Origin of the sequence: Pseudomonas sp. MYb193 (assembly GCF_002966775.1) — a bacterium.
GTDB lineage: Bacteria > Pseudomonadota > Gammaproteobacteria > Pseudomonadales > Pseudomonadaceae > Aquipseudomonas > Aquipseudomonas paracarnis.
This window is the reverse complement of the sequence record NZ_CP023269.1, coordinates 5,631,283-5,645,197: the sequence shown is the minus strand read 5'-3', so window position 1 is coordinate 5,645,197 and position 13,915 is coordinate 5,631,283. Positions and strand designations below refer to the sequence as shown.

Sequence of the window (13,915 nt, the reverse complement as noted above, 5' to 3'; positions counted from 1 at the left end):
ACAGGTGCTCTATGACAGCAGCCAATGTTTACCAACAACGCCCCACCACCGGCGCCAAGGCCGAGTCGTCGCTGCACCATGCCGACCTTGCCAGCCTGGTCGGCAAGGGCCGCAAGAATGCCGGCGTGACCGTGCGTGAAAAGAAACTCCTCGGCCACCTGACTATCCGTGGCGATGGCCACGACGCCGCCTTCGCCGCCGGCGTACACAAGGCCGTCGGTATCGAACTGCCCGGCCCGCTGAGTGTGGTCTTCAAAGGTGAAACCAGCCTTCAGTGGCTCGGCCCGGATGAGTGGCTGTTGATCGTGCCGAGCGGTGAAGAGTTTGCCGCCGAGCAAAACCTGCGCGCCGCCTTGGGCGACTTGCATATCCAGATCGTCAACGTCAGCGGCGGCCAGCAGATTCTTGAACTGAGCGGCCCGAATGTGCGCGATGTGCTGATGAAGTCCACCAGCTACGACGTACACCCCAACAACTTTCCGGTCGGCAAAGCCGTGGGTACGGTGTTCGCCAAGTCGCAACTGGTGATCCGTCATACGGCTGAAGACACCTGGGAACTGCTGATCCGTCGCAGCTTCTCGGATTACTGGTGGTTGTGGTTGCAGGATGCCTCGGCCGAATTCGGTTTGAGCGTTCAAGCCTGAGGAATCGCCCATGAGCCGCGCACCCGATACATGGATTTTGACCGCCGACTGCCCCAGCGTGCTCGGCACGGTGGACGCGGTCACCCGCTACCTGTTTGAGCAAGGCTGCTACGTCACCGAGCACCATTCGTTTGATGACCGCCTCTCGGGACGGTTTTTCATTCGTGTTGAGTTCCGTCAGCCTGACGGTTTTGACGAGCAGGCGTTCCGGGATGGCTTGGCCACCCGTGGTGAAGCCTTTGGCATGATCTTCGAACTGACGGCGCCGAACTACCGGCCCAAAGTGGTGATCATGGTCTCCAAGGCCGATCACTGCCTCAACGACCTGCTGTATCGCCAGCGCATCGGCCAGTTGTCGATGGATGTAGTCGCGGTGGTTTCCAACCATCCCGATCTGAAACCCTTGGCCGACTGGCACCAGATTCCCTACTACCATTTCCCGCTCGACCCCAACGACAAACCGTCCCAGGAGCGCCAGGTGTGGCAAGTGGTGGAAGACACCGGCGCCGAATTGGTGATCCTTGCGCGCTACATGCAAGTGCTGTCACCGGAGCTGTGCCGCAAGCTCGATGGCAAGGCCATCAATATTCATCACTCGTTGCTGCCGGGGTTTAAAGGCGCCAAGCCGTATCACCAGGCGTACAACAAGGGCGTGAAACTGGTGGGCGCCACGGCGCATTACATCAACAACGATCTGGATGAAGGGCCGATCATCGCCCAGGGCGTGGAAGTGGTGGATCACAGCCACTATCCCGAAGATTTGATTGCCAAGGGGCGGGATATCGAAGGGCTCACATTGGCGCGGGCGGTGGGGTATCACATCGAGCGGCGGGTGTTCTTGAACGCCAATCGCACCGTCGTTCTTTAGATCACTATCGCAGGCAAGCCAGCTCCCATTCCTGGATGTGTGAACCCGATCCACTGTGGGAGCTGGCTTGCCTGCGATGAGGCCCTTACAAGCAACACAAGAAACAGCATCTGTACCCGAGCACTTAACGCGCTGCCCCAAGGGCAACGCAGTTCCATAAAAACAACAGCGAGGTGAAAGCATGTCTGGTAATCGTGGTGTCGTGTATCTCGGCAACGGCAAGGTCGAAGTACAGAAAATCGACTATCCCAAAATGCAGGACCCCCGTGGCAGGAAGATTGAGCACGGCGTCATCCTGCGCGTGGTCTCCACCAACATCTGCGGCTCCGACCAACACATGGTGCGCGGCCGTACCACGGCCCAGACCGGCCTGGTGCTGGGGCATGAAATCACCGGTGAAGTGATCGAGAAGGGCAGCGACGTCGAGAACCTGAAAATCGGCGACCTGGTGTCCGTGCCCTTCAACGTCGCCTGTGGCCGCTGCCGCTCGTGCAAAGAGCAACACACCGGCGTATGCCTGACCGTCAACCCGGCCCGTGCCGGCGGCGCCTACGGCTACGTGGACATGGGCGACTGGACCGGGGGCCAGGCCGAGTACGTGCTGGTGCCGTATGCCGACTTCAACCTGCTGAAACTGCCGGACCGTGACAAGGCCATGGAGAAGATCCGTGACCTGACCTGCCTTTCCGACATCCTGCCCACTGGCTACCACGGCGCTGTTACTGCCGGCGTCGGCCCAGGCAGCACTGTCTACATCGCCGGTGCCGGCCCGGTGGGTCTGGCGGCTGCCGCCTCCGCTCGCTTGCTGGGTGCAGCGGTGGTGATCATCGGCGACGTCAACTCGATCCGTCTGGCCCACGCCAAGGCCCAGGGTTTTGAAGTGGTCGACCTGTCCACCGACACCCCGCTGCACGAACAGATCGCCGCGCTATTGGGCGAGCCCGAAGTGGACTGCGCCGTTGACTGCGTGGGCTTCGAAGCACGCGGCCACGGCCACGACGGCGTCAAGGCCGAAGCCCCGGCCACCGTGCTCAACTCGCTGATGGGCGTGGTACGTGTGGCAGGCAAGATCGGTATCCCAGGCCTGTATGTGACCGAAGATCCAGGTGCTGTCGATGCCGCCGCGAAAATGGGCAGCCTGAGCATTCGTTTTGGTCTGGGCTGGGCCAAATCCCACAGCTTCCACACCGGGCAGACGCCAGTGATGAAGTACAACCGCCAACTGATGCAGGCGATCATGTGGGACCGTATCAACATCGCTGAGATCGTCGGCGTGCAGGTGATCAGCCTGGATGATGCGCCACGTGGCTATGGCGAGTTCGATGCGGGTGTGCCGAAGAAGTTTGTGATTGACCCGCATAAGTTGTTCAGTGCGGCGTAAAGGCAAAGCAAACAAAAGGGCGACCCGCGGGTCGCCCTTTGTTTAACAAAGACGCGCATCATTCTCGCGATGGACTGCCAAGGCTCACCTGTCCGGGTGCAAGACCAAAAACTTCTACGCCCTCGGCGTTGGCATGGCCCACCTCTACGATCCGGCGTTCAATCGGCTGGCCCTCGCCTTTACGGTAAATCACGACCATTTCACTGCCTTCCTGGCTTATCGCTTCGGGCGCCACGATGATGGCCTGTTCATTGTGGTAGGTCGTGATGTTCAGGCGTGCGCTCATACCGGGACGGATACGCTTGGCCTGTCCAGGCGTCAATGCCGCCACGCTCAGTGTGACGGGAAACAGTGCACTGTCGCCGGGGTCATCGCTGGGCAAGGCCAGGTTGCCGACCGCTTGCACATGGCCAAGCAGCGGCTCGCCGAGAAATCCATCACCCAGGATTTCAACGCGCTGTCCCGGTTGCAGCTGGTTGATATCCAGCTCGGATGCCGTAGTGACGATCTTCAGTGTTTCGGTATTGGCCAAACCCAGCAGAGCCTGATTCTGACTGACCCTTGAGCCGGTCTGTACGAGAGGCGTTACTCCGGCCCCTTGTGCGGCATTTACAGGAACAATAACGCCGGTGAACGGTGCTACCACGACTTGTTTGGCAATCAACTGTTGCAGCTGTTCGTACCTCACCGTGGCATTGGTCAGCTCCATTTCGGCAATCTGCCGAGCCTGGCCTTTCCCTTCGTCTAATAACGCGTTCAGCTCGTTTTGAGCGCTGCTGCGTTCAAGTCGTTGCAACTTCGTTTGCTGCTCCAGTTCGTCAAGTTCGTTGCGCGCAATAATGCCGCGTTCGAACAGATGGCGGTTTTCTCGTAGCCTGCCTTCCAGGTTGCTCAGTGAGATGTCGGCGGTGCGTAACGCACGACGCGCTCGTGTGACTTGAGTGCCGTTTTCCCAATTGTTCAACTCGTGCACGGTTCGTTGGGCTTTGAGTTGCCCGGACAGGGCTTCGCGTAACTGCAGCTCGATCAGCGTAGGGTCCATGCTCAGAAGCGCTTGGCCTTTCTGTACCCACTGGCCCTGTTCGGCTTCGAGGGACTGGATAACGCCTTCGAATGGTGCGTTGAGCACGATGGTTTGGATAGGCTCGAATTTTCCGACCAGGCCGATATGTAGCGTCATTGGCTTGGTTTGCACGCTCACCCATTGCGGTGCGGGGGGCGGCGCAATCGCAACTTTTTTCACGATCAATGCAGCGCCAATCAACGCTATCAGCATCATCGAACCTATGCGCCAATAGTGCGAGTGACAGGCCTTTTCAGTGTGGGCCTTCAAGTGCAATCTCCCATTTTTCCAAAGTCATGCCGAGGGTTTCGTCCAATTGCGTCTGGGCGTTCAGATAAGCGATGAGTGCGTTGATACGTGCATTTTCCGCATCGCGCAGATCGTTTTCGAAACTGATGATTTGAAAATTGCTGGAGCGCCCGACGCTGAGTTTTTCGCGCTCGATGTCCAGCTTGCGCGTTGACAGTTCGTTGGCACGCAGGGCGATTTCATATTGACGCCAGCGGGTGCCAAGTTCGCGCACTACGTTGCTGACGTTGCGTTCCAATTCTTGACGGGCGTCGGCGATTAGCAACTGCTGTTGTTCTACATTGATACGCGCACGTGTCTGCGCTTGGCGGGTGCTGATGTCGCCAATGGGGATTTCCAACTGAAGGCCGGTATAGCTTTCCCAGCGCCGAGCAGAGCCGGTGCCTGGGTGCTCACGCACCTGACTGGCACCCGCCACCAGAGAGAGGTCCCAGCGAGCGGCATCCTTGGCGAGGATCATGTCCAACGCGGCCTGCTGGCCATTGAGCAATGTGGAGAGGTACTGAGGTTGCTGAGCTTGCGCCAGGTGTATGGCTTGTGGCAGATCGACCTCCAGTGGAGTTGCCTGTAAGGCCTCGGTGGCCTGAATGTTCGTGGACAAATCCAGTGCCAGCAGGCGCAGCAGGGCGAGGCGTTGAATATCCAGCTGGTTTTGCGCTTCTTCGACACTCAGTTCCTGGACGGCGATGTCAGCTTCGGTCTGCACGATTTCAAATTGAGCCATGCGCCCGGCGTTGATCAGTGCTTTGTTCACCGTCAACAAGGCCCGCGCCCTTTGAAGCGACGCCTGGACGATGCCCAGTTGCTCCTGAGCCCTGATCAGCTCCCGATAGGTTGTGATGATGGTGGAGACCGTTTGAGAAATATTCGCCTTGAGGTTCAGGCGGTTGGCTTGCTCTGACAGTCTTGCGAGCCGCAGGGGGGCGGTGGTGACATCCGGGCCGGATCCGCGCAATAACGGTTGGATTATTTCCAGGTTTATCCCGTCGCTGCGCAGGTGGCCCACCTGCTCGGAATGGTTGAGCTGCTGGGTCCATCCCACGTTCAAGCGCGTGCCGTACCGTCCGAGCAACGTAGCCGTGGGGGTAAGTGCGAGTTGACGAGCTTGGTCTTCGCTGCTTCTGATGTTTGTGTATTCACTCTTGAGCAAGAGTTTTGGCTTGAACGCGTCTTCAGCCACGCGCAGGTCGAATTTTTGGCCCTCCCTTTGCAGGTAAGCGCTGCGTATTTCACGGTTGTTGCGCAGGCCAAGGTAAAGGGCATCCGCCAGACTCATGCCGATAGTCTGCTCGCTTAACAGCGAGGAGGCTTTGGCATTCTGGACACACAAGAAAAACGCTGCGGTCAGCACCAGGTATCTACTCGTCTTCACGCAGCGCTTCCACAGGTTGTAGCCGCGAGGCGGAAAGGGCGGGGTAAAGCCCAAAAAACATACCGACTACTATCGCGCTGCCAATGCCCAATGGCACCGACATTGGCGACAGCGCGAAGCTCCATCCCGATACACGGGCATAAATGAGGGCCAAGCCGACGCCCAGGATGGCTCCGGTCAGTGCTCCCAAGGTGGTCAAGGTCAGTGCTTCGATCATGAACAGGTTGCGGATATCGCGGGGACGAGCGCCCATGGCCATGCGCAAACCGATTTCTCGACGCCGTTGCGCGATGCTCATCAGCATGACGTTCATCACCCCGACACCACTGGTGATAAGCGAAATGCCAGCGAGGGCGGCTAGCAGATAGGTGAAGGTTCGATTCTGTCGGGACAGGCCGTCGATGATCTGCTGGGGGACCAGAACGTCGATGTCCTGGCCGGGAAATAGCTGTCTTAATCCGTGTTTGAAGTCGGACGCCACGCTACCAATAGGACGCGCGCCCGGAGCACGTGCGAAAACGTGGGTGACTGGCGCCCAAGCCTGTAGTCGGCTGACACCTTGCATTGGAATAAACATGGAGGTGTTGGGGTCGAACGGAGCAATCGCCGACGCAAACCGTGGATGCAGAACGCCTATGACTTGGAACAGTGCATGTTGCACTCGTAGTGTGTCGCCTATGCGCACCGGCGTGCCAGCGCTGGAGAGTTCATCGGCGAGCTGGCGGCCTATCACTGCATGAGTGGCTTGGTCATCGAATTCGCTCAGAAAACGCCCTTCATGCACTTCCAAGCCCAACGCCTGTTTCAGTGGGGGCGTTGAGCCGATCAGTTGGATAGAAATGTCGCGCCCCTTGAACGTCACTGAGTTGCCCATCAGGGCAACGGGTGCAATGTTCACTAAATCAGGGACTTTATTGCGCAGTTGAGTAATGCCTGCGGGCAGCGGCGAGGTTTGCCTCGTATCTGCGGCATTTGAAACCTGTGCAACTAGTGTATCGACACCCATTCCCTGGAAGATTGCAGCGGCTTCTTCGGCGGCGTTGTGACCGATATTGATGAGGGCGACCACCGAGCAGCTCCCCATGACGACGCCGAGAAGGGTGAGCACTGCGCGTTTGCCCAAGGTCCGCAGGTTTGTTCTGACGTCATGTATCAGGTCGCGAAAAGTTTGGCTCCCGCCGCTCATCAGTTCTGACACGGTTCGTGCTCACGCAGGGTACGGTCCTGAACGAAGAGTTGTCTGTCCAGGTGCGCGGCGATGTCTAAATCATGGGTGACGACAATCAGCGTGACGCGGTGCTCACGATTGATTGCCAGCAACAATTCCAGAATGTCGTTTGCCGTGCGGCTGTCCAGATTGCCAGTGGGCTCGTCCGCGAGAATCAGGGAAGGCTCCCCCACGAGAGCTCGCGCAATTGCGACTCGCTGTCGTTGGCCGCCAGACAGATCGGCGGGGAGGTGATGTGCCCGGTGGCTGAGGCCGACCTGGTCGAGTCTGTGCATGGCACGCTGCAGGGCTACTCGCCGGCCAAGGCCACGGTAGGAGAGAGGCAAGGCGACGTTGTCCAGTGCGCTGAGGCGTGGCATCAGGTTGAAGTTCTGGTAGATGAAGCCTAGGTGTCGGTTGCGTAACACGGCCAGTTGATCCGGTGTCGCCTTGGATGTGTCGTGTCCGTAAAACTCATACCGCCCTTCATCAGCCCGGTCCAAGAGGCCGAGTATGTTAAGTAATGTGCTCTTACCTGAGCCCGAAGTGCCAAGCACGGCACAGTGGTCACCTGCGTTTATCTGCAAGTTTATGTTCTCAAGAATTGAGATGGGCTGTTTGGTAAGTTGATAATGCTTGCACACGCCCTGCAGCGAGAGGGCGAGCGGGGGGGCAGGGATCACGAGCATTTGAAGTTCAGGATGTTCGATAAAGGAGGCGGGATGGCGACAAGGTATTTGACTGTTCGCATGCAAACAAAAAACCGTGTGCGAGTTGTCTTTTCATTTGGCTAGGTGCCTGACGCCGGTGCTTTTGTAAATGCAAGAGCACCAGCGGCGAACAATCAGCGGCTTAGATCGAGATAAAGCATCTAGGGTCGGACCCGGACTTATCAAATATCATCTCAATTTCCGCACTTCGCAAACCGAAGTTATAGTTGGCCATTTTCAAATCATGCCATTGCCTATCCTGCTTCATGGCATCTGCTGACTTTGTCACGCGGGTTCCATTTCGGCTGACGGTCTTGATATTGACATTGGCTTTGCTTCTGTCGGTGTGCTCGTCGGTTTTCACAATTCGGTACCTGTCTACGCGCACGTAATGTATGGTACTTCCGCTACCGGCAATAACGCCTTGAACGTAGCCGACAAACTTCCCGGTGCTGCATGAATGAGAAAATGCTGATTCAGTGACAGCTTGATTTGAGAAAGAGTTTCCAATCGGATTAGTGATGTTGCCGATAACGCTCGCTAACCCGCTCGCACTTGCAACGACCGGAAGTCCGAACAGCGCAATTGCAAGTAATCCGGGTTTTAAGAAGGGTTTAAACATGTCGTTCTCCGAAAAATTCATTGCTGTTTTCGGCACTTCGTGAGGGGCCTGGCCCGTGGCTTGGTTGTTTTTAGAACGGGTTGGCTGCAGTCTGATAGTTTTCTATTGTTAGTTAAGTAGGACTTGTCTGAGGTTTGCTATTTCCAGCAAACCCGCTTCTACAGGTTCTTTGGAAACTGCCAGTTGATGCGCAAGCAAACAAAGGGCGACCTTCGAGTCGCCCTTTGCATCACTTAAGCGCCGTCAACCGCAAATAGGGATCGGCCACCTCACCGTTTTTTATCAAACGTTTTCCACCGTAATCACAGTGCACCTTACCGTCGCGCACGTTGATGGCTTCTGCCTGCAGTGCGTATTCCGGGTCCAGAAAATCATCGTTGGTCCCGGCGGTTTGCCCCGTCCATGTTTTGCCTTGGGTTTGGGCTGAATACTGATAGCCCTCGCCATAGGGCGGCGGCAGGTCGGGGTCTGTGTAGGGTTTTGAATGGATGTCGCTGACGGCAGGGCATTGGCCCGTGTCGACGGCCGCGTTGCGGGCTGGCAGGTTGTAGGCGGTGACTAGGGAAAAGAGATTAGGTACCCATCCGATCATCGTTATAACTCCTTGTCCACGAGGTAGTCCTCCCTGCTCTGCGTTGGGAGGCCGATCTGGGTGGGGCGTTACACGGGTTAGGTTCCTTGGAAGCTGCTACAGCAGGTTACGGGACATGCAACGGGTCGGCCGGTGAGTCTGCAAATGAGACCATCTGTGGGAGCGGGCTTGCCGGCGAAGGCGATGTGTCAGTCACGGCATCTGTTACTGCACTATCGCTTTTGCAGGCCAGCTCCCACCTTTGAATCGAGTGTCAGCCGGTGATTAGCGCGTGGCCAGGGCGCCTTGGTAGACCGTCGGGCCTGTCGGTTGCTTGCTCACCGAGCCACCCTTGGTTTCCGAACTCACCATCAACTCTACCGGCTTGCTGATGCTTTCCTGCTGGCGCGGATTCAGGCCGATGATGCCTTTGCCATCCTCCGGCAGCAGGCCAAGGGACACCGGTGTGCCGTCTTTGGGAATCGCCCAGAGTTCAAGGCTTTGGTCCGGTGCTGGCGCCGTGGAGGCAATCGGCTGCACTTCCAGGTAATCCTTGTGGGCCATGATTTGTGCGGCTGGCTGCTGGGTCGTGGTCACCAATGTCGCCGCGGATTTGACGCTGTCCTGGGTGTAGAGCGCGCCGCCGATACCGGCAACCACCACCACGCAGGCGCCGATGAACAGGCGAGGGCGGCTCCAGAACGCAGGCTTGTGCTCAATCACTGGGGGTTGGATCGCAGTCATAAGTCTCTTCTCGACAAATTTTGTAGTCAGTTCATGGACCCGCTTATCCCCGATGGGTTCCTCAGGGGCTCCGGAACAACCGACGGGATACCCAGTCCAACGCCTGCGTTTACCCCTATACCCAGAGGTTGTTTCGATGAAGATTTCACGCGGTTTTGCCCTGTCCTGCCTGTTGACCGTGGCCGCCGGCCCGGTGTTCGCCGCAGGTTTCAGCCTTGGCGATGCAGCCAATGCCATTTCCGGCATGCAGGGTGGCAACAACAAGGCTGCTGCCGCCGCGCCTACGTCAGAGACGGCTGACTTGTTGACGGCCCTGACCTCGCAACTGAACATCACCCCCGAGCAAGCAGTGGGCGGCACGGGCGCCATGCTGGGCCTGGCCAAGAACAAACTCAGCGGCAATGACTTCTCGCAGTTGAGTAACAGTGTGCCGGGCCTCGACAAGTTGTCAGGTAATAACGCATTGGGCAGCCTCGGTGCCCTGAGCGGGATGCTCGGCCAAACCGGTGGCAGCAAGACCAGCGGCCTGGACGGCCTGTTGGGCAACGTGAAAAGCACCAATGACTTGAACACCGCCTTCAGCGCATTGGGCATGGACAGCGGCATGGTCGGCCAGTTTGCCCCGGTGATCCTGAAATACCTGGGCGGCGAGGGCGCCAGCAGTTCCGTGCTGGGCAAATTGGCTCAGGCCTGGGGTACCGGCAGCTAAGGTTCTTGGCGCAGTTGTTCGATGCGCGCATCCTTTTCCATCCAGAGCTGGTTGACCCAGTTCTGGACGGTCTGGCGAAACGCCGGATCGTTCTCGTAATCCCCTTGCCACAACGCCGGGTCCAGTTCGCGGGTACGGATATCCACGATCACCTTCGGCACTGCGCCGCTGATCAAGTCCCAGAACCCCGGAATCTTTTGCTGCGGATACACCACGGTCACGTCGAGGATCGCGTCCAGTTGTTCGCCCATCGCCGCCAGCACAAATGCCACGCCGCCCGCCTTGGGCTTGAGCAATCGGGTAAACGGTGAAGCCTGCTGCTTGCGCTTGGCCTCGTTGAACCGCGTGCCCTCCAGGTAATTGACCACCGTGACCGGCTGGCGCTTGAACAGCTCGCAGGCCTCTTTGGTGATCTTCAAATCCTGCCCCGCCAGCTCCGGGTGCTTGGCCAGGAACGCCTTGGTGTAGCGTTTCATGAAGGGGTAATCCAGCGCCCACCAGGCCAGGCCGAGGAAGGGCACCCAGATCAGTTCTTTTTTCAGGAAGAACTTGAAGAACGGCGTGCGCCGGTTCAATGCCTGGATCAGCGCGGGAATATCGACCCAGGATTGGTGGTTGCTGATCACCAGGTAAGAGGTATCGCCGCGCAGGTCTTCGCCACCGCGAATATCCCATTGAGTGGGAATGCACGCGGCGAAGATCAGCTTGTCGATCTCGGCCCAGGTTTCGGCGATCCACATCACCGCCCATGAGGCATAGTCACGCGAGCGCCCTGGCGCCACCAGCTTGAGCAGGGCGAAGACCATCAAGGGGCCGATCAGGATCAGCGTGTTGACTAACAGCAGCAGTGTAACCAGACAGCCGGTGAGCAGGCGGCGCATAAGCAACTCTTGGAATTCTGTGGGCGGGCCATGATAAGCAAGGTGAGTCTAGAGGCCAAATCGCAAATTGCCCGACGAATGTTTCACACTGTGCGCGATATGCTCGGTCATCCAACTAAGTGCTGTGTTTGCGGTCTAGACTCCGCCCACTTCTTTCGAGGAAATCCTGCCGTGAAATTGCTCCTTGCCGCGTTCGCCCTGGTTGCTGTGCCTGTCATGGCCGCCGAACCGACCCTCTACGGTCGCTACGAATACATCCAGTTGCCGGAGATCGGCCAGACGTTCAAGGCCAAGATGGACACCGGCGCGCTGACCGCCTCGCTGTCGGCGCGCGACATCGAAACCTTTCAGCGCGACGGCGATGACTGGGTGCGCTTCCGCCTCGGCGGTGAAGACGCGGGTAACAAGGTCTATGAGCACAAGGTGTCGCGCATCAGCAAGATCAAGAGCCGCGCCGACGAAGATGATGACAAGGACGAAGCCAGTGTGGCCAAGCGCCCGGTGATCGATCTGGAGATGTGCCTGGGCGACGTCAAGCGCACCGTCGAGGTCAACCTCACCGACCGCAGCAGCTTCAACTACCCGCTGCTGATCGGCGCCAAGGCCCTGCGTGAATTTGGCGCTGCGGTAAACCCGGCACGTCGCTACACTGCCGACAAACCGGACTGCTGATTGAACCCATGCCGCACATCCTGATTGTCGAAGACGAAGCGGCAATAGCCGACACGCTGATCTTTGCCCTGCAAGGCGAGGGCTTCACCACCACTTGGCTGACGCTCGGCCAGGCGGCGCTGGAGCATCAGCGCCAGACCCCGGCCGACCTGATCATTCTCGACATCGGCCTGCCGGACATCACCGGCTTTGAAACCTGCAAGCAATTGCGCCGCTTCAGTGAAGTGCCGGTGATGTTCCTCAGCGCACGGGATGCGGAGATCGACCGGGTGGTGGGGCTGGAGATCGGTGCCGACGATTATGTGGTCAAGCCTTTCAGCCCGCGGGAAGTGGCGGCGAGGGTCAGGGCGATTCTGAAGCGGGTCGGCCCGGCTGTGGCACCAACCCTGTTCCAAGTGGATCTGGAACGCATGCAGATTCTCTATCGCGGCCAACCCTTGAGCCTCACGCGGCATGAGTTCCGCCTGCTGCAAAGTCTGCTGGATCAACCCGAGCGCGTGTTCAGCCGCGAGCAACTGCTGGACGCGGTGGGCGTACCCGTTGATGCCGGTTACGAGCGCAATATCGACAGCCATATCAAGAGTGTGCGCAGCAAACTCAGGAGTGTGGCGGCGGATGCCGAGCCGATCCAGACCCATCGTGGCCTCGGTTATAGCTACAGCCCGAGCCATAGCTGATGCGCCTTGGACTGCGGATTTTCCTGGTGTATGCGCTGTTTATCGGCCTGACCGGCTACTTCGTGCTCAACACCGTGATGAAGGAAATCCGCCCCGGCGTGCGCCAGTCCACCGAAGAAACATTGGTGGACACCGCCAACCTGCTGGCTGAAATCCTGCGTGCAGACGTTAAAAACGGCACCCTCGGCCAGAGCCATTGGCCCGAGCTGCTCAAGGCCTATGGCAACCGTCAGCCGGGTGCGGTGATCTGGGGGCTTCCGAAAAACCAGGTCAACCATCGCATCTACGTGACCGACGCCAAGGGCAGGGTATTGCTCGACTCCAGCGGTGAAGCGGTGGGCCAGGACTATTCGAAATGGAACGACGTGTACCTGACCCTGCGTGGCGAATACGGTGCGCGCTCCACCCGCAGCGATGCAGACGACCCCACCTCATCGGTGATGCACGTGGGGGCGCCGATTCGCGACAACGGGCAGATCATCGGCGTGGTCACCGTGGCCAAGCCCAACAGCTCGTTGCAACCCTACGTGGATCGTACCGAGCGGCGCCTGCTGTGGTACGGCGCCGGGCTGGTCACCCTGGGGCTGCTGCTGGGCGCGCTATTGTCGTGGTGGCTGACGGCGGCTCTCAGACGCCTTACCGCCTATGCCGAAGCCGTGAGCGAGGGCCGCCGCGCCGAGTTGCCGCATTATCGCGGCGGTGAGCTCAAGCAGTTATCCACCGCCGTGGAACACATGCGCACGCAGCTGGAAGGCAAGGCTTACGTAGAGCGCTACGTGCATACATTGACCCATGAATTGAAGAGCCCGCTGGCGGCGATTCGCGGTGCGGCGGAGCTGTTGCAGGGAGACATGAGCCGTGAGCAGCAGCAGCGGTTTGTCGGCAATATCGACAGCGAAAGCGCGCGCCTGCAACAGTTGATCGAACGCCTGTTGAACCTGGCCCAGGTGGAGCAGCGCCAGGGTCTGGAAGAGCAGTCGAGCATTCCTTTGGCCGCCCTGGTTGAGGATGTGCTCAAGGCTCAATGTGCACGGACCGAAGGCGCCGGCTTGCACGTCGAGCAGGCCATCGCCGCCGATGTGCGGGTGTTTGGCGAACCCTTCCTGCTACGCCAGGCCCTGGGTAACCTGCTCGACAATGCTCTGGATTTCACCCCACCCGGCGGCACGCTGAGGTTCAGCGCGCAGGTGCGGCATAACGAGGTGCAGGTCAGCCTGTTCAACCAGGCGGAGGCGATTCCCGATTACGCCTTGCCGCGCCTGAGCGAGCGCTTCTACTCGCTGCCGCGCCCGGCCAGCGGGCGCAAAAGTACGGGCCTGGGGCTCAACTTTGTCGAGGAGGTGATGAAGCTGCACGGCGGCTCGTTGCAGATCGGCAACGTACCGGGCGGCGTGCAAGCGGTGCTGCATCTCCACACAGTCTCCACATTGCCCACATAAATCTCCCATACCCACTGGGCAGACTCTCCCCATCAAAACAGGGAGA

Annotated in this window: 15 protein-coding genes; 7 read left to right on the top strand and 8 right to left on the bottom strand. The window is 58.9% G+C overall.

Annotation, left to right across the window (positions count from 1 at the left end):
- The first annotated feature begins 11 nt into the window (after positions 1–11).
- From CLM72_RS25940 to fdhA, 3 genes are all read left to right on the top strand, one after another.
- Positions 12–644: a sarcosine oxidase subunit gamma gene (locus CLM72_RS25940; RefSeq protein ID WP_003194852.1), complete on the top strand. Its 633-nt coding sequence runs from the start codon at positions 12–14 to the stop codon at positions 642–644.
- 10 nt (positions 645–654) lie between these two features.
- Positions 655–1,512, top strand: coding sequence for a formyltetrahydrofolate deformylase (purU, locus tag CLM72_RS25935; protein ID WP_005792124.1), 858 nt, complete (start codon positions 655–657; stop codon positions 1,510–1,512).
- A gap of 181 nt (positions 1,513–1,693) precedes the next feature.
- Positions 1,694–2,893: a formaldehyde dehydrogenase, glutathione-independent gene (gene fdhA, locus CLM72_RS25930; protein ID WP_014720230.1), complete on the top strand. Its 1,200-nt coding sequence runs from the start codon at positions 1,694–1,696 to the stop codon at positions 2,891–2,893.
- 58 nt (positions 2,894–2,951) lie between these two features.
- Here the strand turns inward: fdhA and CLM72_RS25925 are convergent, their stop codons facing one another.
- From CLM72_RS25925 to CLM72_RS25895, 7 genes are all read right to left on the bottom strand, one after another.
- A complete protein-coding gene (locus tag CLM72_RS25925; protein ID WP_371920434.1) occupies positions 2,952–4,226 on the bottom strand; it encodes an efflux RND transporter periplasmic adaptor subunit in 1,275 nt (424 codons plus the stop codon).
- Positions 4,210–5,616 (bottom strand): TolC family protein, encoded by a 1,407-nt coding sequence (locus tag CLM72_RS25920; RefSeq protein ID WP_236264077.1) that lies wholly within the window; start codon positions 5,614–5,616, stop codon positions 4,210–4,212. Before CLM72_RS25920 ends, CLM72_RS25925 begins: the two co-directional genes overlap by 17 nt.
- 7 nt (positions 5,617–5,623) lie before the next feature.
- The gene (locus CLM72_RS25915; protein WP_105228784.1) at positions 5,624–6,823 is read right to left on the bottom strand and encodes an ABC transporter permease; all 1,200 of its coding nucleotides are present in this window, start codon (positions 6,821–6,823) and stop codon (positions 5,624–5,626) included.
- Positions 6,823–7,533 carry an ABC transporter ATP-binding protein gene (locus CLM72_RS25910; protein ID WP_105228783.1) on the bottom strand — a complete coding sequence of 237 codons (711 nt, stop codon included), beginning with the start codon at positions 7,531–7,533 and terminating at the stop codon, positions 6,823–6,825. Before CLM72_RS25910 ends, CLM72_RS25915 begins: the two co-directional genes overlap by 1 nt.
- A 163-nt stretch (positions 7,534–7,696) precedes the next feature.
- Positions 7,697–8,176, bottom strand: coding sequence for a hypothetical protein (locus CLM72_RS25905; RefSeq protein WP_105228782.1), 480 nt, complete (start codon positions 8,174–8,176; stop codon positions 7,697–7,699).
- Between the two features lie 229 nt (positions 8,177–8,405).
- Positions 8,406–8,768: a hypothetical protein gene (locus CLM72_RS25900; protein ID WP_034128871.1), complete on the bottom strand. Its 363-nt coding sequence runs from the start codon at positions 8,766–8,768 to the stop codon at positions 8,406–8,408.
- A 264-nt stretch (positions 8,769–9,032) separates the two neighbouring features.
- The gene (locus CLM72_RS25895; RefSeq protein ID WP_034128870.1) at positions 9,033–9,491 is read right to left on the bottom strand and encodes an anti-sigma factor domain-containing protein; all 459 of its coding nucleotides are present in this window, start codon (positions 9,489–9,491) and stop codon (positions 9,033–9,035) included.
- Between the two features lie 136 nt (positions 9,492–9,627).
- On the opposite strand from CLM72_RS25895, the gene CLM72_RS25890 reads away from it, so the two are divergent.
- Positions 9,628–10,200 (top strand): DUF2780 domain-containing protein, encoded by a 573-nt coding sequence (locus tag CLM72_RS25890; protein ID WP_105228781.1) that lies wholly within the window; start codon positions 9,628–9,630, stop codon positions 10,198–10,200.
- Here CLM72_RS25890 and CLM72_RS25885 read toward each other — a convergent pair.
- Positions 10,197–11,081 (bottom strand): acyltransferase, encoded by an 885-nt coding sequence (locus CLM72_RS25885; protein WP_105228780.1) that lies wholly within the window; start codon positions 11,079–11,081, stop codon positions 10,197–10,199. The genes CLM72_RS25890 and CLM72_RS25885 overlap by 4 nt on opposite strands.
- Before the next feature lie 171 nt (positions 11,082–11,252).
- Here CLM72_RS25885 and CLM72_RS25880 point away from each other — a divergent pair, with 171 nt between their 5' ends.
- Genes CLM72_RS25880 through creC form a run of 3 tightly spaced genes read left to right on the top strand, consistent with a single transcriptional unit; the run spans position 11,253 to position 13,869 of the window.
- Complete coding sequence (locus CLM72_RS25880; protein WP_014720226.1) at positions 11,253–11,753, top strand: ATP-dependent zinc protease; 501 nt, start codon at positions 11,253–11,255, stop codon at positions 11,751–11,753.
- A gap of 8 nt (positions 11,754–11,761) precedes the next feature.
- Positions 11,762–12,430, top strand: a complete 669-nt coding sequence (gene creB / locus CLM72_RS25875; protein WP_105228779.1) for a two-component system response regulator CreB — start codon at positions 11,762–11,764, stop codon at positions 12,428–12,430.
- On the top strand, positions 12,430–13,869 hold the full coding sequence (gene creC, locus CLM72_RS25870) for a two-component system sensor histidine kinase CreC (RefSeq protein ID WP_105228778.1): 1,440 nt from the start codon (positions 12,430–12,432) through the stop codon (positions 13,867–13,869). Before creB ends, creC begins: the two co-directional genes overlap by 1 nt.
- The last annotated feature ends 46 nt before the right edge of the window (positions 13,870–13,915 follow it).

What these genes read in the sequence shown, in the direction of transcription:
- creC (WP_105228778.1), top strand. Translation starts at nt 12,430, where the DNA reads ATGCGCCTTGGACTGCGGATTTTCCTGGTGTATGCGCTGTTTATCGGC.
- CLM72_RS25885 (WP_105228780.1), bottom strand. Translation starts at nt 11,081, where the DNA reads ATGCGCCGCCTGCTCACCGGCTGTCTGGTTACACTGCTGCTGTTAGTC.
- CLM72_RS25905 (WP_105228782.1), bottom strand. Translation starts at nt 8,176, where the DNA reads ATGTTTAAACCCTTCTTAAAACCCGGATTACTTGCAATTGCGCTGTTC.
- CLM72_RS25910 (WP_105228783.1), bottom strand. Translation starts at nt 7,533, where the DNA reads ATGCTCGTGATCCCTGCCCCCCCGCTCGCCCTCTCGCTGCAGGGCGTG.
- fdhA (WP_014720230.1), top strand. Translation starts at nt 1,694, where the DNA reads ATGTCTGGTAATCGTGGTGTCGTGTATCTCGGCAACGGCAAGGTCGAA.
- CLM72_RS25890 (WP_105228781.1), top strand. Translation starts at nt 9,628, where the DNA reads ATGAAGATTTCACGCGGTTTTGCCCTGTCCTGCCTGTTGACCGTGGCC.
- creB (WP_105228779.1), top strand. Translation starts at nt 11,762, where the DNA reads ATGCCGCACATCCTGATTGTCGAAGACGAAGCGGCAATAGCCGACACG.
- CLM72_RS25915 (WP_105228784.1), bottom strand. Translation starts at nt 6,823, where the DNA reads ATGAGCGGCGGGAGCCAAACTTTTCGCGACCTGATACATGACGTCAGA.
- CLM72_RS25895 (WP_034128870.1), bottom strand. Translation starts at nt 9,491, where the DNA reads ATGACTGCGATCCAACCCCCAGTGATTGAGCACAAGCCTGCGTTCTGG.
- CLM72_RS25940 (WP_003194852.1), top strand. Translation starts at nt 12, where the DNA reads ATGACAGCAGCCAATGTTTACCAACAACGCCCCACCACCGGCGCCAAG.
- purU (WP_005792124.1), top strand. Translation starts at nt 655, where the DNA reads ATGAGCCGCGCACCCGATACATGGATTTTGACCGCCGACTGCCCCAGC.
- CLM72_RS25900 (WP_034128871.1), bottom strand. Translation starts at nt 8,768, where the DNA reads ATGATCGGATGGGTACCTAATCTCTTTTCCCTAGTCACCGCCTACAAC.